The organism is Wenjunlia tyrosinilytica (genome assembly GCF_014646055.1).
GTDB lineage: Bacteria > Actinomycetota > Actinomycetes > Streptomycetales > Streptomycetaceae > Wenjunlia > Wenjunlia tyrosinilytica.
The window spans coordinates 47,615-73,966 of record NZ_BMMS01000019.1 but is presented as its reverse complement, the minus strand read 5'-3'; the positions used below and the strand labels follow the sequence as shown (position 1 = coordinate 73,966).

The 26,352-nt window shown below is 70.6% G+C and carries 21 protein-coding genes; 11 read left to right on the top strand and 10 right to left on the bottom strand.

What is annotated here, in order from left to right; translation table 11 throughout:
- The first annotated feature begins 444 nt into the window (after positions 1–444).
- From pta to pyk, 3 genes are all read left to right on the top strand, one after another.
- Positions 445–2,727, top strand: coding sequence for a phosphate acetyltransferase (gene pta / locus IEY86_RS36625; RefSeq protein WP_229698650.1), 2,283 nt, complete (start codon positions 445–447; stop codon positions 2,725–2,727).
- A 78-nt stretch (positions 2,728–2,805) separates the two neighbouring features.
- Positions 2,806–3,969, top strand: coding sequence for an acetate kinase (locus IEY86_RS21740; protein WP_189133477.1), 1,164 nt, complete (start codon positions 2,806–2,808; stop codon positions 3,967–3,969).
- Positions 3,970–4,051: 82 nt separating this feature from the next.
- Positions 4,052–5,482 carry a pyruvate kinase gene (gene pyk / locus IEY86_RS21735; RefSeq protein ID WP_189133476.1) on the top strand — a complete coding sequence of 477 codons (1,431 nt, stop codon included), beginning with the start codon at positions 4,052–4,054 and terminating at the stop codon, positions 5,480–5,482.
- 103 nt (positions 5,483–5,585) lie between these two features.
- On the opposite strand, the gene IEY86_RS21730 is transcribed toward pyk, so the two are convergent.
- The 4 genes from IEY86_RS21730 to IEY86_RS21715 all read right to left on the bottom strand — a co-directional run bounded on the left by IEY86_RS21730 (position 5,586) and on the right by IEY86_RS21715 (position 9,912).
- Complete coding sequence (locus IEY86_RS21730) at positions 5,586–6,893, bottom strand: hydrogenase expression protein HypF (RefSeq protein ID WP_229698649.1); 1,308 nt, start codon at positions 6,891–6,893, stop codon at positions 5,586–5,588.
- Positions 6,894–6,906: 13 nt separating this feature from the next.
- Positions 6,907–7,455: a DUF6114 domain-containing protein gene (locus tag IEY86_RS21725; protein ID WP_229698648.1), complete on the bottom strand. Its 549-nt coding sequence runs from the start codon at positions 7,453–7,455 to the stop codon at positions 6,907–6,909.
- Positions 7,456–7,647: 192 nt separating this feature from the next.
- Positions 7,648–8,262 carry a DUF6230 family protein gene (locus IEY86_RS21720; protein ID WP_189133475.1) on the bottom strand — a complete coding sequence of 205 codons (615 nt, stop codon included), beginning with the start codon at positions 8,260–8,262 and terminating at the stop codon, positions 7,648–7,650.
- A gap of 672 nt (positions 8,263–8,934) precedes the next feature.
- The gene (locus IEY86_RS21715; RefSeq protein WP_189133474.1) at positions 8,935–9,912 is read right to left on the bottom strand and encodes a tetratricopeptide repeat protein; all 978 of its coding nucleotides are present in this window, start codon (positions 9,910–9,912) and stop codon (positions 8,935–8,937) included.
- Between the two features lie 280 nt (positions 9,913–10,192).
- Between IEY86_RS21715 and IEY86_RS21710 the strand changes: the two genes are divergently transcribed.
- Positions 10,193–10,816 (top strand): TetR/AcrR family transcriptional regulator, encoded by a 624-nt coding sequence (locus IEY86_RS21710; protein ID WP_189133473.1) that lies wholly within the window; start codon positions 10,193–10,195, stop codon positions 10,814–10,816.
- 31 nt (positions 10,817–10,847) lie between these two features.
- Here the strand turns inward: IEY86_RS21710 and icmA are convergent, their stop codons facing one another.
- The 3 genes from icmA to IEY86_RS21695 all read right to left on the bottom strand — a co-directional run bounded on the left by icmA (position 10,848) and on the right by IEY86_RS21695 (position 13,911).
- Positions 10,848–12,548: a coenzyme B12-dependent isobutyryl-CoA mutase large subunit gene (gene icmA / locus IEY86_RS21705; protein WP_189133472.1), complete on the bottom strand. Its 1,701-nt coding sequence runs from the start codon at positions 12,546–12,548 to the stop codon at positions 10,848–10,850.
- A gap of 276 nt (positions 12,549–12,824) precedes the next feature.
- Positions 12,825–13,160 carry a DUF3817 domain-containing protein gene (locus tag IEY86_RS21700; RefSeq protein ID WP_189133471.1) on the bottom strand — a complete coding sequence of 112 codons (336 nt, stop codon included), beginning with the start codon at positions 13,158–13,160 and terminating at the stop codon, positions 12,825–12,827.
- Between the two features lie 241 nt (positions 13,161–13,401).
- Positions 13,402–13,911: a MarR family winged helix-turn-helix transcriptional regulator gene (locus IEY86_RS21695; protein ID WP_189133470.1), complete on the bottom strand. Its 510-nt coding sequence runs from the start codon at positions 13,909–13,911 to the stop codon at positions 13,402–13,404.
- Positions 13,912–14,645: 734 nt separating this feature from the next.
- On the opposite strand from IEY86_RS21695, the gene IEY86_RS21690 reads away from it, so the two are divergent.
- Entirely contained in the window at positions 14,646–16,271 is a 1,626-nt protein-coding gene (locus tag IEY86_RS21690) for a M4 family metallopeptidase (RefSeq protein ID WP_189133469.1), read from the top strand.
- 177 nt (positions 16,272–16,448) lie between these two features.
- Here the strand turns inward: IEY86_RS21690 and IEY86_RS21685 are convergent, their stop codons facing one another.
- The gene (locus tag IEY86_RS21685; RefSeq protein ID WP_189133468.1) at positions 16,449–16,835 is read right to left on the bottom strand and encodes a DUF3817 domain-containing protein; all 387 of its coding nucleotides are present in this window, start codon (positions 16,833–16,835) and stop codon (positions 16,449–16,451) included.
- A gap of 90 nt (positions 16,836–16,925) precedes the next feature.
- Here IEY86_RS21685 and IEY86_RS21680 point away from each other — a divergent pair, with 90 nt between their 5' ends.
- The 4 genes from IEY86_RS21680 (at position 16,926) to IEY86_RS21665 (ending at position 19,633) form a co-directional block, all read left to right on the top strand.
- Positions 16,926–17,564 (top strand): AIM24 family protein, encoded by a 639-nt coding sequence (locus tag IEY86_RS21680; RefSeq protein ID WP_189133467.1) that lies wholly within the window; start codon positions 16,926–16,928, stop codon positions 17,562–17,564.
- On the top strand, positions 17,564–18,214 hold the full coding sequence (locus tag IEY86_RS21675; RefSeq protein ID WP_189133466.1) for an AIM24 family protein: 651 nt from the start codon (positions 17,564–17,566) through the stop codon (positions 18,212–18,214). Before IEY86_RS21680 ends, IEY86_RS21675 begins: the two co-directional genes overlap by 1 nt.
- A complete protein-coding gene (locus IEY86_RS21670) occupies positions 18,211–18,999 on the top strand; it encodes an AIM24 family protein (protein WP_189133465.1) in 789 nt (262 codons plus the stop codon). The genes IEY86_RS21675 and IEY86_RS21670 overlap by 4 nt, the downstream gene beginning before the upstream one ends.
- A 133-nt stretch (positions 19,000–19,132) precedes the next feature.
- Positions 19,133–19,633: a MarR family winged helix-turn-helix transcriptional regulator gene (locus IEY86_RS21665; RefSeq protein WP_189133464.1), complete on the top strand. Its 501-nt coding sequence runs from the start codon at positions 19,133–19,135 to the stop codon at positions 19,631–19,633.
- 21 nt (positions 19,634–19,654) lie between these two features.
- On the opposite strand, the gene meaB is transcribed toward IEY86_RS21665, so the two are convergent.
- Complete coding sequence (meaB, locus tag IEY86_RS21660) at positions 19,655–20,629, bottom strand: methylmalonyl Co-A mutase-associated GTPase MeaB (RefSeq protein WP_189133545.1); 975 nt, start codon at positions 20,627–20,629, stop codon at positions 19,655–19,657.
- Positions 20,630–20,678: 49 nt separating this feature from the next.
- The gene (locus IEY86_RS21655) at positions 20,679–21,878 is read right to left on the bottom strand and encodes an acetyl-CoA C-acetyltransferase (protein WP_189133463.1); all 1,200 of its coding nucleotides are present in this window, start codon (positions 21,876–21,878) and stop codon (positions 20,679–20,681) included.
- A 271-nt stretch (positions 21,879–22,149) separates the two neighbouring features.
- On the opposite strand from IEY86_RS21655, the gene mce reads away from it, so the two are divergent.
- Positions 22,150–22,578, top strand: a complete 429-nt coding sequence (mce, locus tag IEY86_RS21650; RefSeq protein ID WP_189133462.1) for a methylmalonyl-CoA epimerase — start codon at positions 22,150–22,152, stop codon at positions 22,576–22,578.
- 265 nt (positions 22,579–22,843) lie between these two features.
- Positions 22,844–26,302 carry a polarized growth protein Scy gene (scy, locus tag IEY86_RS21645; protein ID WP_189133461.1) on the top strand — a complete coding sequence of 1,153 codons (3,459 nt, stop codon included), beginning with the start codon at positions 22,844–22,846 and terminating at the stop codon, positions 26,300–26,302.
- The last annotated feature ends 50 nt before the right edge of the window (positions 26,303–26,352 follow it).

Sequence of the window (26,352 nt, the reverse complement as noted above, 5' to 3'; positions counted from 1 at the left end):
CGCCGATGCGCACAGCAGGTCTCCCCGATCGATCGCCCTGACCGGGAAAGTCATCGTTCCACAGGTCCCGGCCGCATCCCGCGGGCCGTGGTGGGCAGGGTGACGGGGACGGGGGACGGTCGCCGGGGTCGAACGCGGAGATCGATTCACTGAGACCGGACATGCCGGTCCGGACCGGCATGTCAGGGACCAAGGGCCACCGAGCTACTTACCCAGCGGCACCGGTACTGTCAAGGGGGATCCAGGGACAATCGTCCTTGTTTGCCCACCGGGTTTGCCCACCGGGTTTGCCCACCGGGTTTGCCCACCGGGTTTGCCCACCGGCATTGGAGTCGTCCGGGGTCCGCCCGGGCCGGGCCGCAGGACCACAGAGGACCGCACGAAGCAGGTACGAGGGACGGCACGAGCAGCACACGGCAGCGAGCCGGAGACGGGAGAGCAGGCGTGGCGCACAGCGTGTACATCACGGGAATCGGGCGGGGCGACGGCCGCCAGGTCGTCGAGCTCGGGGTCATGGACCTGCTCACCCGCCAGGTGGACCGGGTGGGGCTGTTCCGTCCGCTGCGGCACGCCGACCCCGGCTCCCCCACGGGCTACCGCACCGACCACGCCGCCGACCTCCTGCGTGGCCGCTACCGCCTCGACCTGCCGCCCTCACGCCTGTACGGCACGACGTACGAGGAGGCCGCCGAGCTCCAGGCCGAGTCAGGACCGGACGAACTGGTCTCCCGGCTGGTCGAACGCTTCCACGACGTGGCCCGCGACCACGAGGTGGTGCTGGTCCTCGGCACCGACTTCGCCGACACCAACCTCCCGGCGGAATTGGCCTTCAACGCCCGCCTGGCGAACGAGTTCGGCTCCTCCGTCCTGCCGGTCGTCGGCGGGCTCGGACACAGCCCGGAGTCCGTGCGGGCCGAGGTCCGCAACGCCTACCAGGCCTACCACGACCTCGGCTGCGACATCATCGCCATGATCGCCAACCGGGTCGCGCCCGGGGACCGGGCCGCCGTCGCCCGTCCGCTGAACGAGTCGGCGCCCATACCCGTCTACGCCCTGCCCGACGAGCCCGCGCTCTCGGCCCCCACCGTCTCCCAGGTGGTGGAGGCGGTCGGCGGCGAGGTGCTGCTCGGGGACGCGGACGGCCTGGCCAGGGACGTACGCGACATCGTGATCGGGGGCGCCATGCTCCCCCGTTTCCTCGAAGCCCTCACCGAGGGGTGCCTGGTCCTCACTCCCGGAGACCGAGCGGATCTGATCATCGGCTCGCTGGCCGCCCACGCGGCCGGCTCCCCGCCCATCGCGGGCATCCTGCTGACCCTCGACGAGCGGCCGTCCGCCCATGTCACGGCGCTGGCCGCCCGCCTCGCCCCCGGCACCCCCGTGATCTCCGTACCGGCGCTGAGCTACCCCACCGCCACATCCCTGAGCGCGCTGGAGGGACGGCTGACCGGGGCGAGCCCGAGGAAGGCCGAGATGGCGCTGGGCCTGTTCGAGCTGTATGTGGACACCGCCGAGCTCACCCGGCGCTTGTCCGTCTCGCGCACCGAGCGGGTCACCCCGATGATGTTCGAGCACGAGCTGCTGGAGCGCGCCCGCTCCGACCGCAGGCATGTGGTGCTGCCCGAGGGGGCCGAGGAACGGGTGCTGCGTGCCGCCGAGGTGCTGCTGCGCCGCAATGTGTGCGATCTGACCCTGCTCGGCGACGAGGAGGTGATCCGCAAGCGGATCGCCGACCTGGGGATCGATCTCGGGCTCGACGCCGCCGGACCCGGCACCCCCTCCGCCAATCCCCTCTCGGCCCACTCCCTCGCCGCCAACCCCCTCTCGGCCCACTCCGCCTCCGCCCACTCCCCCTCCGCCGACTCCCCCTCCGCCGACAGCACCGACGCCCTCGGCCCCGACGCCTCACGGCCGGCCGGCCTCGACCCCGCCCGCCCGGCCCGTGCCCGGGTGGTGGACCCCTCGACCTCCCCGCTGAGGGAGCGCTTCGCCGAGGTGTACGCCCGGATCAGGGCGCACCGGGGGATGACCGTGGAGCTGGCCCAGGACGTCGTCGCGGACGTCAACTACTTCGGCACGCTGATGGTCCACGAGGGCCTGGCCGACGGCATGGTCTCCGGCGCCGTCCACAGCACGGCCGCCACGATCCGCCCCGGATTCGAGATCATCAGGACGGCCCCAGGGGCGTCGATCGTCTCCTCGGTGTTCTTCATGTGCCTGGCCGACAAGGTCCTCGCCTACGCCGACTGCGCCGTCAACCCCGACCCCGACGCCGAGCAGCTCGCGGGCATCGCCATCTCCTCGGCAGCCACCGCCGCCCAGTTCGGTGTGGAGCCCCGGGTCGCCCTGCTGTCGTACTCCACCGGCACCTCGGGCTCGGGGGCGGACGTCGACAAGGTGCGCAGGGCCACCGAGCTCGTGCGCGAGCGCCGCCCGGACCTGCTGGTCGAGGGCCCCATCCAGTACGACGCGGCGGTCGATCCCACCGTGGCCGCCACCAAGCTCCCCGACTCCCCCGTGGCGGGCCGGGCCACCGTCCTGGTCTTCCCCGACCTGAACACGGGCAACAACACCTACAAGGCGGTGCAGCGCTCGGCGGGCGCCGTCGCCATCGGCCCGGTGCTCCAGGGGCTCCGCAAACCGGTCAACGACCTGTCGCGCGGCGCCCTGGTCACCGACATCGTCCACACCGTGGCCATCACGGCGATCCAGGCCCAGTCGCTGTGACCATCGAGACCGCGACCACCGGGACCGCGGCCACCGAGAGAAGAACGCGAAAGCAAGCCCCAGGAGGGGGAAGCGCCAGTGAAGCCCACCCGGGTCCTCGTCCTGAACTCCGGTTCCTCGTCGGTGAAGTACCAGCTCATCGACATGGCCGACAAGTCCCGCGCGGCCGCGGGGATCGTCGAGCGGATCGGCGAGGGAGCGGTGGCCGACCATCGCGAGGCCCTGCGCATCGTCGCCCGTGAGCTGGACGGGCAGGGGCTGGGTCTGGAGTCCGCGGAGCTTGCCGCGGTGGGCCACCGTGTGGTGCACGGCGGCACCGCGTTCACCGAACCGACGCTGGTGACCGACGAGGTACTGGAGACGATCCGCGGGCTCGTCCCGCTGGCGCCCCTGCACAACCCCGCCAATATCGCGGGCCTGGAGGTCGCCCGGTCACTGCGCCCGGATCTGCCGCAGGTGGCGGTCTTCGACACCGCCTTCCACGCGACGATGCCGGAGTACGCCGCGCGGTACGCGATCCACACCGCGGTCGCGGACAAGTACGGTGTGCGCCGCTACGGCTTCCACGGCACCTCCCACGCCTATGTCTCCCGCGCCACCGCGCGGCTGCTGGGCAAGGACCCCTCCGAGGTCAACTCGGTGGTGCTGCACCTCGGCAACGGCGCGAGCGCGTCCGCCGTGGCCGGAGGGCGGTGTGTCGAGACCTCAATGGGCCTGACCCCGCTGGAGGGCCTGGTCATGGGCACCCGCTCGGGTGACCTGGACGCGGGGATCGTGTTCCATCTGACCAGGGTCGCCGGCATGTCAACGGACGCCGTGGACTCCCTGCTCAACCGCAGGAGCGGCCTGCTGGGGCTGTGCGGGGACAACGACATGCGCGAGATCGGCCGGCGGATGGCGGCCGGGGACGCGGCGGCTCAACTCGCATTCGACGTGTACACCCACCGCCTTCGCAAGTACATCGGTGCATACTTCGCCGTGCTCGCGGCGGAAACCGGGGGCACGGTGGACGCCGTGGCGTTCACCGCGGGCGTCGGAGAGAATTCGGCCGCCGTCCGGCAGGCGGCACTGCAGGGCCTCGGGGCGCTGGGCATCGAAGTGGACGCGGTCCGCAACGCGGTGCGCGACGACTCGGCACGACTGATCTCAACCGACGGCAGCCGCGTGGCCGTGGCCGTCGTCCCGACCGACGAGGAGCTGGAGATCGCACAGCAGGCGTATGCCTTGGTGAGCAGCGCGTGACCGCCGACACCCCCCAAGCGTCACCCTCTGGTCACATAACGTCAGTTTCTGTCAGTAAAATCATGTGGATAGGATCACATTCATGCGCCGCTCGAAAATCGTCTGCACCCTGGGCCCTGCCGTCGACAGCCTCGAACAGTTGAAGCTGCTGATCGAATCAGGCATGAACGTGGCCCGCTTCAACATGAGCCACGGCTCCCACCCGGAGCACGAGGAGCGGTACCACCGCGTGCGGGAGGCGTCGGAGGCCGTGGGCCGCCCGATCGGCGTCCTCGTCGACCTCCAGGGCCCGAAGATCCGCCTGGAGACGTTCGCCGACGGCCCGGTGGAGCTCGAACGCGGTGACGAGTTCACCGTCACCACCGAGGACGTCGAGGGCAACAAGCACATCTGCGGCACGACCTACAAGGGTCTGCCCGGCGACGTCACCAAGGGCGAGCGGATCCTCATCAACGACGGAGCCGTCTGCCTCGAGGTCACCGAGGTCGACGGACCGCGTGTGCACACGATCGTCATCGAGGGCGGGGTCGTCTCCGACCACAAGGGCATCAACCTGCCCGGTGTCGCGGTGAACGTCCCGGCCCTGTCCGAGAAGGACATCGAGGACCTGCGATTCGGCCTGCGGCTGGGTGCCGACATGGTCGCGCTGTCCTTCGTCCGGGACGCCAAGGACATCAAGGACGTCCACCGGATCATGGACGAGGAGGGGCGCCGTGTCCCCGTCATCGCCAAGGTCGAGAAGCCGCAGGCCGTGGAGAACATGAAGGAGGTCGTGGACGCGTTCGACGCCGTCATGGTGGCGCGCGGCGACCTCGCGGTGGAGTACCCGCTCGAGAAGGTGCCGGTCGTCCAGAAGCGCCTGGTGGAGCTGTGCCGCCGCAACGCCAAGCCGGTGATCGTCGCCACCCAGATGATGGAGTCGATGATCAACTCTTCGCGGCCCACCCGCGCCGAGGCCTCCGACGTGGCCAACGCGATCCTCGACGGCGCCGACGCCGTGATGCTCTCGGCCGAGTCCTCGGTGGGCAAGTACCCGATCGAGACGGTCAAGACGATGTCCAAGATCGTCTCCGCCGCCGAGGAGGAGCTGCTCTCCCGCGGCCTCCAGCCGCTCGTCCCGGGCAAGAAGCCGCGCACCCAGGGCGGATCGGTCGCCCGCGCCGCCGCCGAGATCGGTGACTACCTCAACGCCAAGGCGCTGGTCGCCTTCACCCAGTCGGGTGACACCGCACGCCGCCTGTCGCGCTACCGCTCCCCGATCCCGATCATCGCGTACACCACCGACGAGTCCACGCAGAACCAGCTGGCGCTCAGCTGGGGTGTCGAGGCGTCCGTCGTGCCGTTCATCGAGAACACCGACGACATGGTCACGCAGGTCGACCTGGCGATGCTCAAGCTCCCGCAGTTCACCGAGGGCGACACCGTCATCATCACGGCCGGCTCCCCGCCCGGTGTCCCCGGCACCACCAACATGGTCCGGGTGCACCACCTCGGCGCCAACGAGCAGCCGTAAGCGGCTCACCCGCGCGGCGAAGGGCGCCCCTCCCGTGGGAAGGGGCGCCCTTCGCCGCGCTGTGCGTTGCTCTCCCGAACGCTGCGGACCGCTCGGTCGCGCGCTACTTGGTCGAGTAGCCGTGCAGCCCGGGGACGGTGAGGTTGCCACCGAACTGGCCCGCCTGGACCACCGTGACGTCCGTGAAGAACAGCTCCGGCAGCGTCAGCGGCGGAGGCGACTCCGGGGTGAAGGTGATCGGGATGATCCCGAGCAGCTTGCCCGACAGCTTCTCCGTGTACATCGTCACCTCGCCACCGCGGATGGTGGAGGTGCTGCCCGACCGGGCCTCGATGTGCATGGTGACGCCGAGGGGCCCGTCGACCAGCTGGTGCAGGTCGCCGATGTCGATCCCGGAGGCACGGAACTTCAGTGCCTGCTTGGTGGTGCCCGCCGAAGTCCTCACATTCACCACGCCGTCGTACTTGAGGCCGTGCAGTCCGAGCCGGCTGGCCTTGAGCGTCCAGGGGTCCTTGGGCAGGATGTTCGGGGTCTGCTCGTTGTCGCCCTTGACGTGGCCCTCCTCCGGGCACGGGTACGGCGTCTTGCCGTCCGGGTCCGGGGTGGGCGAGGCGTCTTCGCTCGGGCTCGCGCTCGCGCTCGGCGAGGGCGAGGCACTGTTCTTGGGCCTGGGCTTGCCCGGCGCGTCGTCGTCGCTGCCGCCGGGCTTGTCGGCGTCGTCGCTCGGCTTGGTCGCGTCGGCCTTCGGGCCCGTGGTCCCGCCGTCCCCGCCGCCGCCCGGCTTGCCCTCGGAGCCCGGCTTGGACGGGGTCGCGGACGGTGTGGGCGTGGCGGAGTCGCTCGGCTCCGGCTTGGCGCCGTCGTCGCTGTGACCGCCGGTGAGGATGTCCCCGAGCGGATCCAGGATCGGGTCCAGGATGCCGCCGTGCTCGGACTCCTGCGGAGCGGGGGTGGTGCTCTGCGAGGGCTTCGGCTCCGGCTTGGAGTTGTCGTCGCCGGGGCCGTCGGCCGAGGGGTCCACGGACGTGGGGGACTTGCCGGGCTTCGGGGAGTGCGTGGGGGACTTGCCGGGCTTCGAGGAGTGCGAGGGGGACGCGCTGGCGCCGCCCTTGCCGTCGTTCGAGTCCTTGGTGCTCTCGGCGTCCTTGCCGTCCTTCGCGTCCTTGGCCTGCGCCGAGGGGGAGGGGGAGTCGGACGCGGTCACGCACGGACCGGGCTTGAAGGAGTTCTTGCCGGGAGTCTCGTCCGCCTGGGCGAGCCGCGGGGTGAGCCCCATGCCCATCAGCACGGCGGTCGGCATCGCCGCGATCGCTATGGCCTTGCCGGCCGGTATCTGGAGCCGGGTCAGCAGGGCTTTCTTCGGGGCTGCGTGGCGTGGTCCCGTTGTGGGCCGGTTCTGGACGTGAGTCACGTCCTGAGCCTGGTCACCCGGCACGGTGGTCCCTCCCGTTCGTCGGCTGGTCGGTGGAACCCGCGCTCACCGGCTGCGCCGGGGCAGCCGCCGGCTCGCCGCCCGCGTCGGGTGCGGGGCCCGGGCGCGTGGCCGGGTCGCCGTCGTCGCCGTCCTCCACTACCTCTCCGGCCACCCAGGAGATACCGAGCCCGCCGCCGATCAGCCCCAGCAGGAAGCCGATGACGAATCCGCCGAAGTTGGACACCACCAGCGAGACCAGGGACAGCAGGATCGCCGCGACACCGGCGAAGACCCTCGACATCGGCTGGAACCACATGGTCAGACCCAGCACCATGAGCAGGACGCCGATGATCAGCGAACCGGCACCGGCCGTCGTGGCCATCCGCACGGTGAGCGAGCCGAGCGAGAGGTTGGCGTACGGGAAGTAGGCGATCGGCAGTCCGGCGAGCAGTGTCAGCAGACCACCCCAGAATGGGCGTTGGCCGCGCCAGTTCCGGAAAGAAACGCGCGCTCGGCCGAATCCACCTTCGGTCGGCCGTCGTCGCGACTCGGCACTCATCTCGGCAGCTCCCTGGACTGGTCGTTCGGTGGTTCTTGAGCGGTCCCTCCTGGCCCGGCACCGGTCAGGAGGGTCTCTTGGGCGCGCGCGGGGCGGGGCGGCTCGGCCGGTGGCGGGGACGGAGCGTCCGCGGTGGTCCGTGGACGGCCCCGTCCCCGCGCACCGTTCAGCGCGTCAAGGGCGGGGCAGTGCTCAGTAGCACTCGTGCTTGCCCTTTTCCACCTTCATGCCGAGACCGCTCAGCTTGAAGGTGCCCGCGGTGGTCGCCCACGCACGCTGCTTGACGTCCTCGAAGTGGACGGACTCGGCCTGCTGGGCGAAGGAGTCCGGCAGGACCTTGTCGCCCTTCGACGGCTTCGGACCCTTGGAGAGGTCGTCGACCGAGACACCGATGTCGATCTTGTGGAACGTCGCGTTCGCGCTGAGGTCGTCGGCGTCGATGTAGAGGTTGTCGGCCTCCACCTTCTTCGCGCCGGTACCCGCGGTGAGCTTCAGCGAGATGTCGCCGAAGACCGGAACGGGGACGACGACCGACTGGCACAGGTTGCTGATGTTCGCGTGGTCGAGGCCGACCACCGCAACCGGGTGCGCACCGGACTTACCGGAGTCGATGGCGCCGTACTGGCTGAAACCGGTGCCGTCGAGCGTGTCGGCGGTCACCTTGAACTGCTGGCCGGAGACGCTGAACGACGCGGCGAGCGCACCCTGACCGAGCGCGACGCCTATCGCGGCGGTCGCGGCCACACTCGGCACCATGACTACCGCAAACCGCTTCCATCTGGTGCGGCCACGAGCCTGGGACATCATGACTTTCCTCCTTCTCGGACGTACATCTCCGGCTGCGCCGCTGGTGCGGACGGGCCTGGGATGGGAGAAGTGCTACGTCCTCGGGAAGGAGAGCGCCGTCGGCTCCCACCGGTCACGGCGTGGCGGCACAGCGCCTTTTCCGGCACTGACCCCAGCCCTAACCCTCCGCGGAAACGCGGACGGTGAGACCGGCGGCATCGGCGATCACCCCCGAGCGACAACCACTGGCCACGCTCTCGCGCAACCTTGCCGGACAGGCCCTGCTAGGTCAGCGGGGACCCCCCTGTCCGCGGACGGCGACGGCGCCGTCGTCCGGCCCGGTGGGGACCCACCCGCCACAGCACCGAGTGGCTGTCGGGCTGGAGGAATGGACCGAGCTTGGCCGATCGTGGTCCATCGAGAGCGGGCGCACAAGTGGTTCGTTACTAGCGAGTAACGGCGCGATGGCGAAACCATGGTCACGTAAACAACGGCGAACACGCAGAGTGCGTAAGGAAGCCGTCAGGAAAAACGACAATCCCGCCTGCATCGACACGAAGACAGGCGGGCATTTCACCGAGGGTAGCCAACTCCCCGCTTTGCCAAGTTTTGGTAAAGCGGGGAGTCATGGATCAGCAAGCCGACAAATCGTCAGCCGGTGCGCGTGCTACGGCGCCTGGAGGGCGCGCGTGATCAGAAGAGCACTCGGGCGAGCGCCCCCCTGGCCTGCACGACGCGCGGATCGTCCGCCCCGAGGACCTCGAAGAGCTCCAGCAGGTGCAGCCGGGCCTTGTCGCGGTCCTCGCCGAACGTCCGGCGCACAGCCTCCACCAAGCGGCCGAGCGCGTCCTCGACGTGCCCCCCCACCATGTCCAGGTCGGCGGCGGCGATCTGCGCCTCCACGTCGTCCGGCGCGGACGCGGCGGCCTCACGGATCTTCGCCGGGTCCGACTCCTGGACGCGTTTCAGCAGCTCGGCCTGGGCGAGGCCCACCTTCGCCTCGGCGTTGGCCGGGCTCTGCGCCAGCACGTTCCTGTACGCCTGGATGGCCCCGCCGAGATCGCCCTTGTCGAGCGCGTCGTGGGCGGCGGCCAGCGCGATGTCCTCCGGCGACTGCGGAACGGGCGGAGCCTCGGCGCGCTCGTCCTCCGCACCGGCCGGGGCGGCGGTGCCGACGATGCCGAACTGCTGCTCGGCCACCTGGATGAGCTGGTCGAGATACTGCCGCACCTGCGACTCGTTCAAAGCGCCCTGGAAGAGCGGGACGAGCTGGCCGGCGACGACCGCCATCACGGCCGGGATGCCCTGGATGCCGAACTGCTGGGCGATCGCCTGGTTGGAGTCGACGTCGATCTTCGCGAGGACGAACCGGCCCGCGTAGTCGTAGGCGAGCTTCTCCAGGACCGGTCCGAGCTGCTTGCAGGGACCGCACCACTCCGCCCAGAAGTCGATGACGACGGGCACCTGGGCGGAACGCTGGAGGATGTCGGTCTCGAAAGTGGCCTCGGAGGCATCGAAGACCAGGCCCTCGGCGGCCCCGGGGAGGCCGCCCTGGTCTCCGGCCCTGGCCGCTGCTTCGCGGGCCTCCTGGGCCTTCTGCGCGGCTTCTCCCGCCGCCTTCACCGCGGCGAGGTCGACCACGCCGCTCATGGACATGTTCCGTGGCTGCATAGGTCTTATCCTCCCCCCTCGACGCGGTACCCGTGAAATGAGTCCGTGAACCGCCGCACACGTGCTGTGCCCGAGCGGTGGTTCCCCCGTTCTTGTGCGTGTTCCCCGGGCCCTGGTCCCCACCTCGGCCCGTACGTCCTGCCAGTGGTCGCGCTCTTTCGCTACGACCCGTAGCGTAATACCTGCCGGACCGCGCTCCGCAACCCCGCGTGCGCCATCGGTGGTGATTTGGCTCACTTCAGGCCATGGCGGCTCGGAGGCGGAAAGGTAGGGTCTGCGCGTGCCACAGACAGGCAGAGGCCACGGATACCTCCGACGGGCCGGCCGGCCGCGCAGCGCGGAGGCGGACCGGGCGATCCTGGACGCCACCCGTGCCGCCCTCGTCGAGCTGGGGTGGGGCAAGCTGTCGATGGGTGACGTGGCGGCCCGGGCCGGGGTCGCCAAGACCACCCTCTACCGCCGCTGGCCCTCGAAGAACGAACTCGTCGTGGATGCCGTCGCCGCGCTGCTCGACGAGATACAGCTGCCCGACCTCGGAAGCCTTCGCGCGGACGTGGAGGGCGTGGTGCAGCAGTTCGCGGCCCTGCTGGACCGGCCCGAGACCAAGACGGCGCTGATGGCGGTCGTGGCCGAGTCCACCCGCGATCCGGAGCTGCGCCGCCGCATCCGGGAGACGATCGTCGAGCCGCAGAAGCGACTGGTGGTCAGGGGCCGGGCCCGCGCCCAGGAGCGCGGGGAGCTTCCGCCGGACACGAGCGACCCCGGCGCCGCCATCGACCTGATCTTCGATGTCATCGCCGGGGCCGTGGTGCACCGGACGCTGGTGAGCGGCGAGCCCGTCGACGGCGACTGGGCAGGCCGCTTCACCGCACTCCTGCTGGACGGCCTGGCGGCGCTCGCCTGAGCGCCGCGGGGCCGCGCACTCCGCCGGGCCGTCAGAAGCGCGCGGGCTCCGTGTAACCACCCCACTCGTCGCGCAGGACGCCGCAGATCTCGCCCAGGGTCGCCTCGGCGCGGACGGCGTCCATCATCGGCTCGATCATGTTGGCACCGTCCTTGGCGGCGCGGACCATCGCCTCCAGCGCGTCGCGCACCTTGGCGTCGTCGCGATGGGCCTTGCGGTCGGCCAGGACGCGCACCTGCTCGTGCTCGACCTCGTGGCTGACCCTCAGGATCTCCAGGTCGCCGGTGACCGAGCCGTGGTGGCAGTTGACGCCCACGACCTTCTTGTCGCCCTTCTCCAGGGCCTGCTGGTACTGGAAGGCGGCCTCGGCCGACTCGGCCATGAACCAGCCGTCCTCGATACCGCGCAGGATGCCGGAGGTCATCGGCCCGATGTGGTGGTCGCCGTTGGGCACCGCCCGCTCGGCCATCTCCTTGATCTTGTCGAAGATCCGCTCCGCCTCCGCCTCCATGCGGTCGGTCAGCGCCTCGACATACCAGGAGCCGCCGAGGGGGTCGGCGACATTGATGACGCCGGTCTCCTCCATCAGCACCTGCTGGGTGCGCAGCGCGATCTCCGCCGCCTGCTCGGAGGGCAGGGCGAGGGTCTCGTCCAGGGCGTTGGTGTGCAGGGAGTTGGTGCCGCCGAGCACGGCCGCGAGCGCCTCGACGGCGGTGCGAACGACGTTGTTGTACGGCTGCTGGGCGGTCAGCGACACACCGGCGGTCTGGGTGTGGAAGCGCAGCCACTGCGCCTTGTCCGTCTTCGCCCCGTAGACGTCGCGCATCCAGCGGGCCCAGATCCGGCGGGCGGCGCGGAACTTGGCGATCTCCTCGAAGAAGTCCAGATGGGCGTCGAAGAAGAAGGACAGGCCCGGCGCGAAGACATCGACGTCCATGCCGCGGCTGAGCCCGAGCTCCACGTAGCCGAAGCCGTCGGCGAGGGTGTAGGCCAGCTCCTGGGCGGCCGTGGAGCCCGCCTCGCGGATGTGGTAGCCCGAGACCGAGAGCGGCTTGTACGCCGGGATCCTGCTCGCGCAGTGCTCCATCAGATCGCCGATCAGGCGCAGATGCGGCTCGGGGGCGAACAGCCACTCCTTCTGCGCGATGTACTCCTTGAAGATGTCGGTCTGCAGCGTGCCGTTGAGGACGCCGGTGTCCACCCCCTGGCGCTCGGCGGCGACCAGGTACATGCAGAAGACCGGGACGGCGGGGCCGGAGATCGTCATCGAGGTGGTGACGTCGCCGAGCGGGATGCCGTCGAAGAGCACCTCCATGTCGGCGGCCGAGTCGATGGCCACACCGCAGTGGCCGACCTCGCCGAGCGAACGCGGGTCGTCGGAGTCCCGGCCCATCAGCGTCGGCATGTCGAACGCCACCGAGAGGCCGCCGCCGCCGGCCTCGAGGATCATCTTGTAGCGCTCATTGGTCTGCCGGGCGTTGCCGAACCCGGCGAACTGCCGGATCGTCCAGGTGCGCCCCCGGTAGCCGGTCGGGTACAGGCCCCGGGTGAACGGGTACTCCCCCGGCCATCCGATGCGCTCGAAGCCCTCGACGTCCTGGCCCGGCGCGGGGCCGTACACCGGCTCGACCTCCGAGCCGGACAGGGTGGTGAAGTCGGCGTCGCGCTTGGGTGCGCAGTCGAAGCGCGCCTGCCAGCGGCGGCGGCCCTCCTCGATGGATGCAGCGTCCATGTCGTCCTCCACCTCGTGTCTCGGGCCCCGTCGCCCTCGTAAAAATAGTAGGACGTCCAACTAATTATGGCTGCGACCCCCGTCACAGGCAAAGCGAGCCTTCGGCGCCGCGGCCGTGGCACCGCGGCCGCCCTGCCCAACGGGGGACGTCGAACGCCGGTCCCCGAACCTCGGACGCCGAACCTCGGACGCCGAACGCCGGACAGGGCGAGAGCGGCCGCCCCCTCCAGTGTCGGGGGCGGCCGCTCTCGGACGCGTACGGGCGCGGGGCGCGGATCAGGCCTTGGCCGGTTCCGTCTGCCGCTCGCCGCTCACCAGGGGCGCGATCTCGCTCGTCACCCGGCGCTCGACGAAGAAGGCGGCCAGCGGGATCGTGCCCGCGGCCAGCACCCACAGCAGCTTGCCCAGCGGCCACTTCGCCTTGGAGCCGAGGTCGAAGGCGAAGACCACGTAGATGATGAAGAGGACACCGTGGATCTGGGAGACCACGAGCGTGAGGCCCTCACCCCGGTGGAACCCGTACTTGAAGACCATGCACGTGCAGAGCACGAGCAACATCACGGCCGTGATGTAGGCCATGGCGCGGTACCGGGTCAAGACACTCGACTTCATGCGCACGAGCGTAACCCCGCCGCGCCTGCGCCTTGCACCGGCCCCACTCCCCGCCGGACCCGCACCCGGCCCGGGGCCGCGGACCGCTGCCCCCAGGACAGGCGCTGGACGGGCGCTGGACAGGGGTGGGGGCGGCGGCTCGACCTGCGGGTCCGGGCCGCCTGGGACGCAAGCCCTGGCCGACATCGCGGACCCGGGCCGACGGGGGCGGGCCCCCACACTCCTGGCGCCTTCCTCTTCCTCACTGCGGCTCGAAGTCGCCGGCCCCCACCCGCAGGGGCCGCAGCATGGCGAAGATCTCCGCGCACTCCTCGTCGTCGTACACCCCGAGCCCGAAGTCCATCGCCATGAGGTCCCGGGTGGCCGATTCGACGACCTCGCGGCCCTTCCCGGTGATGGAGGCGAGGGTGCCCCGGCCGTCCGCGGGGTTGGGGCGCTTGGCCACCAGGCCCGAGCGCTCCAGCCGGTCGATCGTGTTGGTCACGCTCGTGGGGTGCACCATCAGGCGCTGGCCGATCTTGGACATCGGCAGTTCGCCGGCCCTGCTGAAGGTGAGCAGGACCAGCGCCTCGTAGCGGGCGAAGGTCAGACCGTACGGCTTGAGGGCGGCGTCGACCCGCGCGAGCAGGATCTGCTGGGCGCGCATGATCGAGGTGATCGCGACCATCGACGGGACCGATCCCCAGCGCTTCTTCCACAGCTCGTCGGCTCGGGCAATGGGGTCGAACGGCAGACTCAGCGGCTTCGGCACGGCTCCACCGTACCGGCCGGTCATCGGCGCCTCGTCCCTGTCTCAGCCACCGGAACCATCGCGAGAGACCCGACCCGGCGCGGCGTTTCCAACGGCGGTGCCGCGGTGGCGCCGCGCCGTTTCCGGCCACCACGACCGGCCCGACTCCTCCCTCCGGACCCGAGAACCGGTGCCACCGCCGATCTCACCCACTCGGGTGAGTCCTCGGGCGAGTCCGTCGGCCTCGGCGAGGCGACTGCGACATCTTTCGGCGCCCCGGCGGAGTTCATCGCCAGGGCGCCCGTACCGGCAGCCGCTCCGCCCGCTCGCCGGACGCCGGTCGAGTAGAGACAGAAACCAGTGATAAGCGAACAGAAGGCCGCACCACCGTGTACAAGGGTGGTGCCGCCGCTTCGCGCGGACGGAGGATACGTCCCCTTCGACCCCGAACTGTCACCGACACGCCGCTTACCGCCCCGTGGCTCAAATCTGGCTGGTTCGAGGGCCTCTGACGCCTCGACAGCAGCGGAACACAACGGTCCACAGGGAATTTTGTCGCCATATCAGCCTCATCGCGGATTCCGCTTGACGAAGTGTGACCTACACAACGAGCCGAACATGCGTATGAAGCTGCATTCGAATAGGTAACGGTGCAAAGCTCCAACAACGCGAACCCGCGTCCTCACAGTGCCCGGACCGCGACAGGCGGATCCGGGCCTCGCCCGCTGCCTCACAAACAGCGGACACAAGGAGATATGTTGCGCAAGAAGTTGGCCCTCGGGGCAGTCGCCGCCGCTTCCGCGATGGTCGTTACCGGAGTCCTCTCCGGTTCCGCCACCGCCACGCCCAACAACCAGTCCCCCATCGGCCGCAGCCAGGCCGACGCGCTCTCGCTCGCTCGCAGCGAGTCCGCCGGGGTGGCCAAGAGCCTCGGGCTCGGCGCCAAGGAACAGCTCAAGGTCAAGGATGCGATAGTCGACGCGGACGGCAGCCGCCACCTCCGCTACGAGCGCACCTACGCGGGCCTGCCCGTCCTCGGGGGCGACCTGGTCGTCCACCAGGACAAGCACGGCGCCACGACGTCGGTCACCAAGGCGACCGGTGCGAAGATCGCCGTCGCCGGCACCACCCCGGCCGTGGCCGCCTCCGCCGCCAAGGCGAAGGCGTCCGCCACCGCCAAGGCGCTGCTGAAGACGCACAAGAAGGGTGACGAGGCCCTCAAGTCGGTCGGCGCCGCCGCCGCCCCGCGCAAGGTCGTGTGGGCCGCCTCCGGCAAGCCCGCCCTCGCCTGGGAGACCGTGGTCGACGGTGTCCAGCACGACGGCGCGCCCAGCGAGCTGCACGTGGTGACGGACGCCAGGACCGGCGCCGTCATCGCCAGTTTCGAGGGCATCAAGACCGGCAGCGGCAACGGTGTGCGCGTCGGCAAGGTGACGATCACCACGCACAAGTCCGGCACCCGGTACCAGCTCAAGGACAACACCCGCGGCGGTCTGTACACCACCGACCTCGGGAACAAGGAGAGCGACGGCAAGGGCACGCTCTTCACGGATGCCAACAACATCTGGGGCAACGGCAAGACCACGAGCCGCCAGTCGGCCGGCGTGGACGCCCACTTCGGCGCGGAGGCGACGTGGGACTACTACAAGAGCGCCTTCGGCCGTAAGGGCATCAAGAACGACAACAAGGGCTCGCTCAGCCGTACCCACTACGGCAAGGGCTTCGTCAACGCCTTCTGGTCCGACGCGTGCTTCTGCATGACCTACGGCGACGGTGAGGGCGACAAGCGTCCGCTGACCTCGCTCGACGTCGCGGGCCACGAGATCAGCCACGGTGTCACCAGCGCCACGGCCGACCTCAACTACTTCGGCGAGTCCGGCGGCCTCAACGAGGGCACCTCGGACATCTACGGCACGATGGTGGAGTTCAAGAAGAACCTCACCGTCGACAAGCCGGACTACTACATCGGCGAGAAGATCAACATCTTCGGCAACGGCAAGCCGCTGCGGTACATGGACAAGCCGTCCAAGGACGGCATCTCGTACGACTACTGGTTCGACGGTGTGGGTAACGACGACCCGCACTTCACGTCCGGTATCGCGAACCACTTCTTCTACCTGCTCGCCGAGGGCAGCGGCAAGAAGATCATCAACGGCAACACCTACAACAGCCCGACCTACGACGGCTCCAAGGTGACCGGCATCGGCCGCACCAAGGCCGCGCTGATCTGGTACAAGTCGCTGACCACGCAGTTCACCTCGACCACCGACTACCACGGCGCCCGCACCGGCACCCTGGCGGTGGCGAAGAAGCTGTACGGCTCCACCAGCGCCGAGTACAAGGCCGTGAACAAGGCCTGGGCCGGGGTCAACGTCAAGTAGCACCCCGCTCCACCGCACGACGCTCCACCGCACGACCTGGCCGTGGTGCCCGCTGCCGGGCCGCACGGCCAGTGTGTTCTCCGCGTGTGATCCGCGGCGTGTCCTCCTCGGGTGACGTCCGCGTGCTGACATCCGCGTGCTGACGTCCGCGTAGGGACGTCAGCGGACAGGCGGCGATCAGGCCGTGGCCGCGGCCGTGTCGGTGACGGCGACGGTCCGCTCCTCGGCCCGCAGCATGCGGTCGGCGAAGAAGCCGCCGGTCGGCAGCACGGACAGGGCGAGGAGGAGCAGGCCGCGACCGTTGCTCCACCGGACCTTGTTCCGGGCGTCGGCCCAGAAGACGACGTAGAGGATGAAGAGCACGCCGTGGATGCTGCCCATCACCGGGACGGCGTTGAAGTCGGTCGTGCGCTTGAGGACCGAGCAGACCAGCAGTAGCAGGAACGAGATCGCCTCCGGCGTCGAGACGAGGCGCAGGCGGCGCAGGGCGGTGCTGGTCTTCACGGGTTGCCTCCTGAGTTTGTGAACGCAAGCACAAGCGCTTCCATTATTGCCCGGCTTCATTGCCCGGCTTCCGCCGGGTCTGTCTCAGAGGTGCCACAAAGCGGCTCCGCCCCTGGTCGCCCCCGGTTGCGGCGGATACCTTCTCGTTCCGTGGCGCAGTTTCGACTCCAAGGGACCAAGGTGCTCGCCGTCGACATGACGGGCGACGCCGTTAAGGCCCGCAACGGATCCATGGTGGCCTATGACGGCCAGATGTCCTTCAAGAAGATGTCGGGGGGCGGTGAGGGGCTGCGTGGCATGGTCACGCGGCGGCTCACCGGAGAGAGCATGACGGTGATGGAGGTCAAGGGGCACGGGACCTGCTATTTCGCCGAGCGGGCGACCGAGATCAATCTGGTGCGGCTCAACGGCGAGAAGCTCTACGTCGAGGCCAGCAATCTGCTGTGCACCGAGGCGACGCTGCGTACCGGCACGACCTTCACGGGGCTTCGGGGGGCCACGCAGGGCAACGGCCTGTTCACCACGACCGTCGAGGGCGTGGGGCAGGCGGCGCTGATGTCGGACGGCCCCGCGATAGTGCTGCGGGTCTCGGCGGGCACTCCGCTGCTGGTGGACCCGGGCGCCTATGTGGCGCACACCGGGAATCTGCGGCAGGACCTGCAGACGGGTGTGACCTGGCGCACATTCGTCGGCGAGAGCTCCGGGGAGACATTCCAGATCCGCTTCGAGGGCGACGGCCTCGTCTATGTGCAGCCGAGCGAGCGCCAGACGATCGGAGGCGACCTCTGATGGGCTTCCACCGGATCAACTCCAAGATGATCGAGGCGCAGGTCGTCCCCGGTCAGAAGCTGTTCAGCCAGCGCGGCGCGATGCTCGCGTACAAGGGCAGTGTCACCTTCACGCCGAACATGACCGGCGGCCAGGGCGGGATCGGCTCGATGATCGGCCGACGGGTCGCCAATGAGCAGGTGCCGCTGATGACGGTCGAGGGCCATGGCTCGGTGATGTTCGGGCACGGCGGTCACAACGTGCACTGCATCGACATGGCCGGCGACACCCTCTACGTCGAGGCGGACCGGCTGCTGGCCTTCGAGGGCACGCTCCAGCAGGGCACGATGTTCATGGGCTCGCAGGGCGGCGTCATGGGCGTCATCCGGGGCCAGGTGACCGGCCAGGGCCTGTTCACCACGACGCTGGCGGGCAAGGGCTCGGTGGCGGTGATGGCGCACGGCGGTGTGATCGAGCTGCCGATAACGCCGCAGCGCCCGATCCATGTGGACCCGCAGGCGTACGTCGCACACCGCGGCGACGTACGCAACAAGCTGTCGACCGCCCTCGGCTGGCGGGACATGGTCGGCCGCGGCTCGGGTGAGGCGTTCCAGCTGGAGCTCTCCGGCAATGGGACGGTGTACGTGCAGGCGTCGGAGGAGAAGCTGTGACCCAGTACCAGTCCGGTGGCGGGCCGGTCGTCTTCGACCCGTACACGCTGCCGAGCAACGACAACGTCAACCCGTACGCCTTCAGCGTCGATCTCCAGGGCCAGTGGTTCCTGCAGAAGGGGAAGATGATCGCCTACTACGGGCAGATCGACTTCCACGGCATAGGGCACGGGCCGCTGGACCGCCTCGTGGCGACGAACTTCCACTCCCCGCTGCACGCCTCGGACTGGGTGGTCGCCGAGGGCAACGGCAAGATGCTGCTGGCCGACCGGGCGTTCGACATCAACTCGTACGATCTGGAGAACGGCAATCTGACCATCCGCTCGGGAAATCTGCTCGCCTTCGAGCCGGGGCTGTCGCTCAAGCAGTCGATCATCCCCGGGTTCCTCACCCTGATCGGGACGGGGAAGTTCGTCGCCGCCTCCAACGGCGCCGTGCACTTCGTGGAGCCGCCGATCCGGGTGGACCCGCAGGCGCTGGTGGGCTGGGCGGACTGCCCCTCGCCCTGCCACCACTACGACCACGGCTACATGCGCGGGGTCCTGGGCGGTATCCGGGCGCTGACCGGCATAGGCGGGACGTCGGGCGAGGAGCACCAGTTCGAGTTCGTGGGCGAGGGCCAGGTCCTGCTGCAGTCGACCGAGGTGCTGATGCCCGAGCAGGCGACCGGCGCGACGGGCCCCGGCCACGCGGGCGGACCGGCCGGCGGCCAGGCGCAGGGCATCCCCGGAATGCCCCAGCTGTCGGGTCAGTTGGGCAGTATCCAGCGCCGCTTGGGACTATAGAAGTAGTGTTCGGGTAGCAGGCGTCCGCTCGGTCGGTCGGCTCGGGGAACCGGGCCGACCGATCGGACGGGCGTCGGCGCACGTCCGGAGCACAACTGGTTTAATCTTAAACTTTTAGGTTAGAATCTTCCCCATGGACAAGCACGACGGCAGCCGAGACAGCGGCGAGGATCCGACGGAGCCCCGCTGGCTCTCCGGCAAGGAACAGCAGGCCTGGCGCACGCACCTGGAGGTCAGCAGACTGCTCAACCACCAGATGGAACGCGACCTCCAGCCGTTCGGGCTCACGTCCAACGACTACGAGATCCTGGTCAACCTCTCGGAGGCGCCCGAGCGGCGGATGCGGATGAGCGATCTCGCCAAGGCCACCCTCCAGTCCAAGAGCCGCCTGTCCCACCAGATCACCCGGATGGAGAACGCCGGCCTGGTGCGGCGGGAGAACTGCGAGTCCGACCGGCGCGGCCTCTACACCGTGCTGACCGACCACGGGTGGGACACCATGCGCAAGGTCGCTCCCGCGCATGTGGAGTCGGTGCGGCGCCTGTTCATCGACCGGATGACCCCGAGGTCGCTGGCGGACTACCACGAGGCGCTCATCCCGGTGGTGGAGCACCTGCGGACCCTGCGGCCGTAGGGCGGCCGCGGGGCGGCCGTCTCAGGCACGGTCGGCCGTCCCGCCGTTGGTGAGCCCTTCCACGAGTTCGTCCGCGGCGGCGTACGGGTCGAGCTCCCCCGCGACGATGCGCCCGGCCAGCGCGTCCAGGCGCTGGTCGCCGTGCAGGTCCCCGATGCGCTCGCGCAGCGCGGTCAGCGCGATGCTCTCGACCTCGCCCGCGGCCCGCTTGCGGCGGCGCGCGGAGAGCACCCCGCGCTCCTCCATCCAGGCGCGGTGCTTCTCCAGCGCCTCGGCCATCTCGTCGATGCCCTCCCCCTTGGACGCCACCGTCTTCACGATGGGCGGCCGCCAGTCGCCGGGCTCACGGGACTCGCCCAGGCCCAGCATGTGGTTGAGCTCGCGGGCCGTGGACTCGGCGCCGTCCCGGTCGGCCTTGTTGACGACGTAGACGTCACCGATCTCGAGGATCCCCGCCTTCGCCGCCTGGATCCCGTCCCCCATGCCGGGGGCCAGCAGCACCACCGAGGTGTCCGCCTGGGCGGCGATCTCCACCTCGGACTGCCCCACGCCGACCGTCTCCACGAGGATCACGTCGCACCCGGCCGCCCCGTCCAGCACCCGGATGGCCTGCGGAGCCGCCCAGGCAAGGCCGCCGAGGTGGCCCCGGGTGGCCATGGAGCGGATGTAGACCCCGGAGTCCCCCGAGTGCTCCTGCATCCGCACCCGGTCACCGAGCAGCGCACCGCCGGAGAACGGGGAGGAGGGGTCGACCGCCAGCACGCCGACCCGCTTGCCGAGCTTGCGGTACGCGGTCACCAGGGCGGACGTCGTCGTGGACTTCCCGACGCCCGGCGAGCCGGTCAGGCCCACCACGTACGCGTTCCCGGACAGCGGCGCCAGCGCCGCCATGACCTCGCGCAGCTGCGGCGAGGCCCCCTCGACGAGCGAGATCAGCCGGGCGACCGCGCGGGGCCGCCCCGCCCTCGCCTGCTCGACGAGGGCGGGCACGTCCATGGTCCTGGTGCTCACGTGGCTCCTTGGTCCGGTCCGGTCGGCGGGGCGCTCAGGCGCTCGGCACCCGGACGATCAGGGCGTCGCCCTGGCCGCCGCCGCCGCACATCCCGGCCGCGCCGACGCCGCCTCCGCGCCGCTGGAGCTCCAGCGCCAGGTGGAGCACGATACGGGCGCCGGACATGCCGATCGGGTGGCCCAGCGCGATGGCGCCGCCGTTGACGTTCACCTTTTCCGGCGACACGCCCAGGTCCTTCATCGACTGCACCGCGACGGCCGCGAACGCCTCGTTGATCTCGATCAGGTCGAGGTCGCCGACGCTCAGGCCCTCCTTGCCCAGGGCGTGCCGGATGGCGTTGGACGGCTGCGACTGGAGCGAGTTGTCGGGGCCGGCCACATTGCCGTGGGCGCCGATCTCCGCGATCCACTCCAGACCCAGCTCCTCGGCCTTGGCCCGGCTCATCACGACGACGGCCGCGGCGCCGTCGGAGATCGGGGACGAGGAGCCCGCGGTGATGGTGCCGTCCTTGGTGAACGCCGGGCGCAGCTTGGCCAGACCCTCCGCGGTGGTCTCGGGCCGGATGCCCTCGTCCTGGCTGACGACCACGGGGTCGCCCTTGCGCTGCGGGACCTCCACGGGGGTGATCTCGGCCTCGAAGACGCCGTTCTTCTGCGCCGCGGCCGCCCGCTGGTGGGACAGCGCGGAGAACTCGTCCTGCGGGGCGCGCTCGATACCCAGACGGGTGTTGTGCCTCTCGGTCGACTCACCCATCGCGATGTTCTCGTACGCGTCGGTGAGGCCGTCGTGGGCCATCGCGTCGAGCATCTGGACGGCGCCGTACTTGTAGCCCTCACGGGACTTGGGCAGCAGGTGCGGGGCGTTGGTCATCGACTCCTGGCCACCGGCCACGACGATGTCGAACTCACCCGCGCGGATCAGCTGGTCGGCCAGCGCGATGGCGTCGAGGCCGGAGAGGCACACCTTGTTGACGGTGAGCGAGGGAACGCTCATGGGGATGCCGGCCTTGACGGCCGCCTGGCGTGCCGGGATCTGGCCCGCACCTGCCTGGAGGACCTGGCCCATGATCACGTACTGGACCTGGTCGCCGGTGATGCCCGCGCGCTCCAGCGCCGACTTGATGGCGAACCCGCCGAGCTCGGCTCCTGAGAAGCCCTTGAGCGAGCCGAGCAAGCGGCCCATGGGAGTGCGGGCGCCCGCAACGATCACGGACGTTGTTGCCTTGGAAGTCATGGCACGGCCCCTTCGCGGCATGAGGGTGGCGGTTAACGAGGGTTATCGCCCAAGATACTGAGCGGTACCGGCCGCGTCATCGGCGCCGAGGTGTGACGGCGGGCACGTTGCGTTACGGCACAAACGCGCGATGGACTTGAGTGGACCACCCCTTCGGCCACGTATCCCCGGCCAGGACCACAACGCCGGGACCGCACAGCCAGGACCGCACAGCCAGGACCGCAGTCGAGTCCACGACCCTCCTCGGCGCCACTCACGGAAGGCATCCCCCATGCTCTCCCGCATCGACCACATCGGCATCGCCTGTTTCGACCTCGACAAGACCGTCGAGTTCTACCGGTCGACCTACGGCTTCGAGGTCTTCCACACGGAGGTGAACGAGGAGCAGGGCGTTCGCGAGGCCATGCTGAAGATCAACGAGACCTCCGACGGCGGCGCCTCCTACCTCCAGCTCCTCGAGCCCACCCGCGAGGACTCCACCGTCGCGAAGTGGCTCGCCAAGAACGGCGAGGGGGTGCACCACATAGCTTTCGGGACCGAGGACGTGGACGCCGACTCGTCCGCCATCCGGGACAAGGGCGTGCGAGTCCTCTACGACGAGCCGCGCGTCGGCTCGATGGGCTCGCGCATCACGTTCCTGCACCCCAAGGACTGCGGAGGCGTCCTCACCGAGCTGGTCACCTCGGCCGAGAAGCACTGACACGGGGCCCGCCCCGGCTCGCCGGGGCGAATCCGCTGGTCCCGACAGGTCCGGCAGATCGCCCGTGCCCGGTAGAGTGCGGGGGTCGGCGCGGTGATGGGGGACGGTCGCGACGGGGGTGCGCCGGTGGACGGCCCACGCCCCGCCGTTGATCTGACACCATTCTCCGCAAGGCCATGTTCACCAAGAAGGCTCATCGGGAAGGCGGGGCGGCCAGCGCCGCCCGGTCACGGGCCCTCGACCAGGAGACGGATGGGACCGCGCAGTGCGGGGCAACGACCGCTACGAGGTTGACGACCACCTCTCTCAGTTCGAAGCCGAGATGGATCGGGTTCGTACCGAGCGGAACAAGGCGGTCGACCATGCCGAGGACCTCGCCTACCAGGTGGAGGTCCTGCGGGCCAAGCTGCACGAAGCGCGCCGCCAGCTTGCCCAGCCCCGGGCCTACGAGGGCATCAGCCACCAGGCCGAGCAGCTCCTGCGCAACGCCCAGATCCAGGCCGACCAGCTGCGCACCGACGCCGAGCGCGAGCTGCGCGAGGCCCGCGCCGCCACCCAGCGGATGCTCCAGGAGACCGCGGAGCGCCAGTCCCAGCTCGAGTCCGAGTGGCACTCCGAGGCGGTCAGCAGACGCCGCAGGCTCGACGAGGAGCTGGCCGAGCGCCGCAGCACCGTCGAGAGCCACGTCAACGACAACGTGGCGTGGGCCGAGCAGCTTCGCGCCCGCACGGAGGCGCAGGCCCAGCGCCTCCTGGAGGAGACCAGGGCCGAGGCGGAGGCAGGTCTGGCCGCCGCCCGCGCCGAGGCCCAGCGCCTGGCGGAGCAGGCCCGTGAGCGGATCGCCTCCGACGCCGAGGCCGCCAGGGCCGAGGCGGAGGCGCTGCTGCGCCGGGCCCGTACGGAGGCCGAGCGGCTGCTGAACGCCGCCTCCACCCAGGCCCAGGAGGCCACCGATCACGCGGAGTCACTGCGCACCTCGACCCGCAGCGAGGCCGAGACGACCCGCCGTGAGGTCGTGGAGCTCACCCGCCGCGCCGAGGAGCGCAAGCAGGAGGCGGAGACGCTGCTGCGCGAGGCGCGCGCCGAGGCGGAGCGGCTGCGCGAGGAGGCCGCGGCCTCCGCCGCCAGGCGCCTGGCCAACGTGGACGCGGACAACGAGCAGCGCACCCGCACCGCCCGCAACGAAGTGGCCCGGCTCGTCGCGGAGGCCACCAAGGAGGCCGAGGCCCTCAAGGCGGAGGCCGAGCAGCTGAGGGCCGACGCCCAGGGCGCCGCCGAACGGGTGAAGGCCGAGGCGGCGGAAGCCGCCCGCGCCGCCGCCTCCGAGGACGCCGCCGCCCATCTGTCCAAGGCCGCCAAGACCGCCGAGGAGATCCTGACCAAGGCGTCCGCGGACGCCAAGGCCACCACGCAGGCCGCCGCCGAGGAGGCCGAGCGCATCCGCGCCGAGGCCCAGGCGGAGGCCGACCGGCGCGGCACCGAGGCGGCCGAGGCCGCCGCCCAGTTGCAGAACGCCGCTCACGACGACACCAAGGAGTTCCGCGAGCGCACCTCGCAGCTCCAGGACGAGGCCCGCAGGCTGCGCGGCGAGGCCGAGCAGCTGAGGGCCGACGCCGTCGCCGAGGGCGAGCGCATCCGCGGCGAGGCCCGCCGTGAGGCCGTCCAGCAGATCGAGGAGGCGGCCAGGACCGCCGAGGAGCTGCTGACCAAGGCCAAGAGCGACGCCGACGAGCTGCGCCAGGGCGCGAGCACCGAGAGCGAGCGGGTGCGCACCGAGGCGGTGGAGCGGGCCGCGACACTGCGCACGCAGGCCCGGGCCGCGCTGGAGCGCGCCGGGAACGAGGCCGAGGAACTGGTGGCCGAGGGCCGCCGCCAGGCCGAGCAGAAGGTCGAGGAGGCCGAGCGTCAGGCCGCCGCGGTCCGCTCCGAGGCCGAGCAGGCAGCCGCCCGGCTCGCCTCCGACGCCGCCGAGGAGATCAACCGCCGCCGGACCGAGGCCGACGAGCGCCTCGCCTCCGCCGAGCGCGAGCTGGAGGACGCCAAGGCCCAGGCCGAGCGGCTGCGCGCCGACGCGGTCGCCGAGGCCGAGCGCATCCGCAGCGAGGCCGCCGAGCGTGTGCGCACCCTCCAGGAGCAGGCGGAGTCGGAGTCGGATCGGGTCAGGACCGAGGCCGCCTCCGACGCGGCCGCCGCACGCGCCGAGGGCGAGTCGTTCGCCGTGCGCCTGCGCAGCGAGGCCGCCGCGGAGGCCGAGCAGCTGCGCGCCGACGCCCAGGCCGACGCCGACCGGCTGCGCAGCGAGGCGCAGGCCGCCCGTGAGCGCGCCGACACCGAGGCCGCCCAGGAGCTGACCGCCGCCCAGGAGGAGGCCGCCCGCCGCCGCCGGGAGGCCGAGGAGCTGCTGAGCGCGGCCCGTACCGAGGCCGAGCAGGAGCGCACCGCCGCCCGGCGGGAGAGCGAGGAACTGCTCGCCGCCGCGCGCAAGCGGGTGGACGAGGCCGGCACCGAGGCGGACCGGCTGGTCAGCGAGGCCGACCGCCGCGCGTCCGAGCTCGTCGCCGCCGCCGAGCACACCGCCCAGCAGGTGCGCGAGTCCGTCGCCGGACTGCACGAGGCCGCCGAGCAGGAGATCGCCGGGCTGCGCTCGGCCGCCGAGCACGCGGCGGAGCGGCTGCGCGGGGAGACCCAGGCGGCCGCCGACCAGCTGCGGTCCGAGGCCCACGCCGAGCGTGAGCGCGCCTCCAAGGAGGCGGCGAGGACCCGCGCCGAGGCCAACGAGGAGGCCGAGGCCGCCAAGTCGCTGGCCGACCGCACCGTCAACGAGGCGATCACGGAGGCCGACCGGCTGCGGGCCGAGGCCCGCGAGGAGGCAAACCGGCGGCGCGCCGAGGCCGCAGAGCAGGCCGACACCCTGGTCACCACTGCGTCGCAGGAGGCCGAGCGGCTCACCTCCGAGGCCCGTGAGGCGGCCGTGCGCACCGCCGCGACCGCCGAGGAGCAGGCGGACGCCCTCGTCGGCGCCGCGCGCAAGGAGGCCGACCGGCTGGTCTCCGAGGCCACCGTCGAGGGCAACACGATGGTGGAGCGGGCCCGTACCGACTCCGACACCATGCTGGCCGAGGCCCGCCGTGACTCCACCGCGATCAGGGAGCGGGCCGAGGAGCTGCGCGAGCGCGTCGAGGCCGAGGTCGAGGAGCTGCACTCGCGGGCCCGCAAGGAGTCCGCGGAGGCGATGAAGTCCGCGGGCGAGCGCGTGGACAAGCTGGTCGCCGCCGCCACCGAGCAGATGGCCGAGGCCGAGGAGCGCGCCCGCATGCTCGTGGCCGACGCCGAGGAGAAGGCGTCCGAGGTCGCCTCCAACGCCTCCTCGGAAGCGAGCAAGGTCCGTATCGCCGCCGTGCGCAAGGCCGAGGGCCTGCTCAAGGAGGCGGAGCTCAAGAAGGTCTCCATGGAGAAGGAGGGGGCGCAGGCGAAGGCGGAGGCCGAGGCCGAGGCCCGGCGCATCGTCGAGGAGGGCAAGCGGGAGCTCGACCAACTGGTGCGAAGGCGCAAGGACATCAACGCGGAGATCGCCCGTGTCCAGGATGTCCTGGAAGCACTGGAAGGTTTCGAGGGTCCGTCAAACGGTGCCAATGGGACCCCGAAGGGCGGCGTGAAGGCCGGAGCGGGCGCCGGGACCACCCGTACGAGTGGCAAGCGCTCCGATGACGCTCCACTCGATTGAGCGGTCATTCTCCAGATTCCCACCGCATTGACTCGATGACACGCCGCACT

What these genes read in the sequence shown, in the direction of transcription:
- pyk (WP_189133476.1), top strand. Translation starts at nt 4,052, where the DNA reads ATGCGCCGCTCGAAAATCGTCTGCACCCTGGGCCCTGCCGTCGACAGC.
- IEY86_RS21725 (WP_229698648.1), bottom strand. Translation starts at nt 7,455, where the DNA reads ATGAGTGCCGAGTCGCGACGACGGCCGACCGAAGGTGGATTCGGCCGA.
- IEY86_RS21720 (WP_189133475.1), bottom strand. Translation starts at nt 8,262, where the DNA reads ATGATGTCCCAGGCTCGTGGCCGCACCAGATGGAAGCGGTTTGCGGTA.
- IEY86_RS21715 (WP_189133474.1), bottom strand. Translation starts at nt 9,912, where the DNA reads ATGCAGCCACGGAACATGTCCATGAGCGGCGTGGTCGACCTCGCCGCG.
- icmA (WP_189133472.1), bottom strand. Translation starts at nt 12,548, where the DNA reads ATGGACGCTGCATCCATCGAGGAGGGCCGCCGCCGCTGGCAGGCGCGC.
- IEY86_RS21700 (WP_189133471.1), bottom strand. Translation starts at nt 13,160, where the DNA reads ATGAAGTCGAGTGTCTTGACCCGGTACCGCGCCATGGCCTACATCACG.
- IEY86_RS21690 (WP_189133469.1), top strand. Translation starts at nt 14,646, where the DNA reads ATGTTGCGCAAGAAGTTGGCCCTCGGGGCAGTCGCCGCCGCTTCCGCG.
- IEY86_RS21685 (WP_189133468.1), bottom strand. Translation starts at nt 16,835, where the DNA reads ATGAAGCCGGGCAATAATGGAAGCGCTTGTGCTTGCGTTCACAAACTC.
- IEY86_RS21675 (WP_189133466.1), top strand. Translation starts at nt 17,564, where the DNA reads ATGGGCTTCCACCGGATCAACTCCAAGATGATCGAGGCGCAGGTCGTC.
- IEY86_RS21665 (WP_189133464.1), top strand. Translation starts at nt 19,133, where the DNA reads ATGGACAAGCACGACGGCAGCCGAGACAGCGGCGAGGATCCGACGGAG.
- meaB (WP_189133545.1), bottom strand. Translation starts at nt 20,629, where the DNA reads ATGGACGTGCCCGCCCTCGTCGAGCAGGCGAGGGCGGGGCGGCCCCGC.
- IEY86_RS21655 (WP_189133463.1), bottom strand. Translation starts at nt 21,878, where the DNA reads ATGACTTCCAAGGCAACAACGTCCGTGATCGTTGCGGGCGCCCGCACT.
- mce (WP_189133462.1), top strand. Translation starts at nt 22,150, where the DNA reads ATGCTCTCCCGCATCGACCACATCGGCATCGCCTGTTTCGACCTCGAC.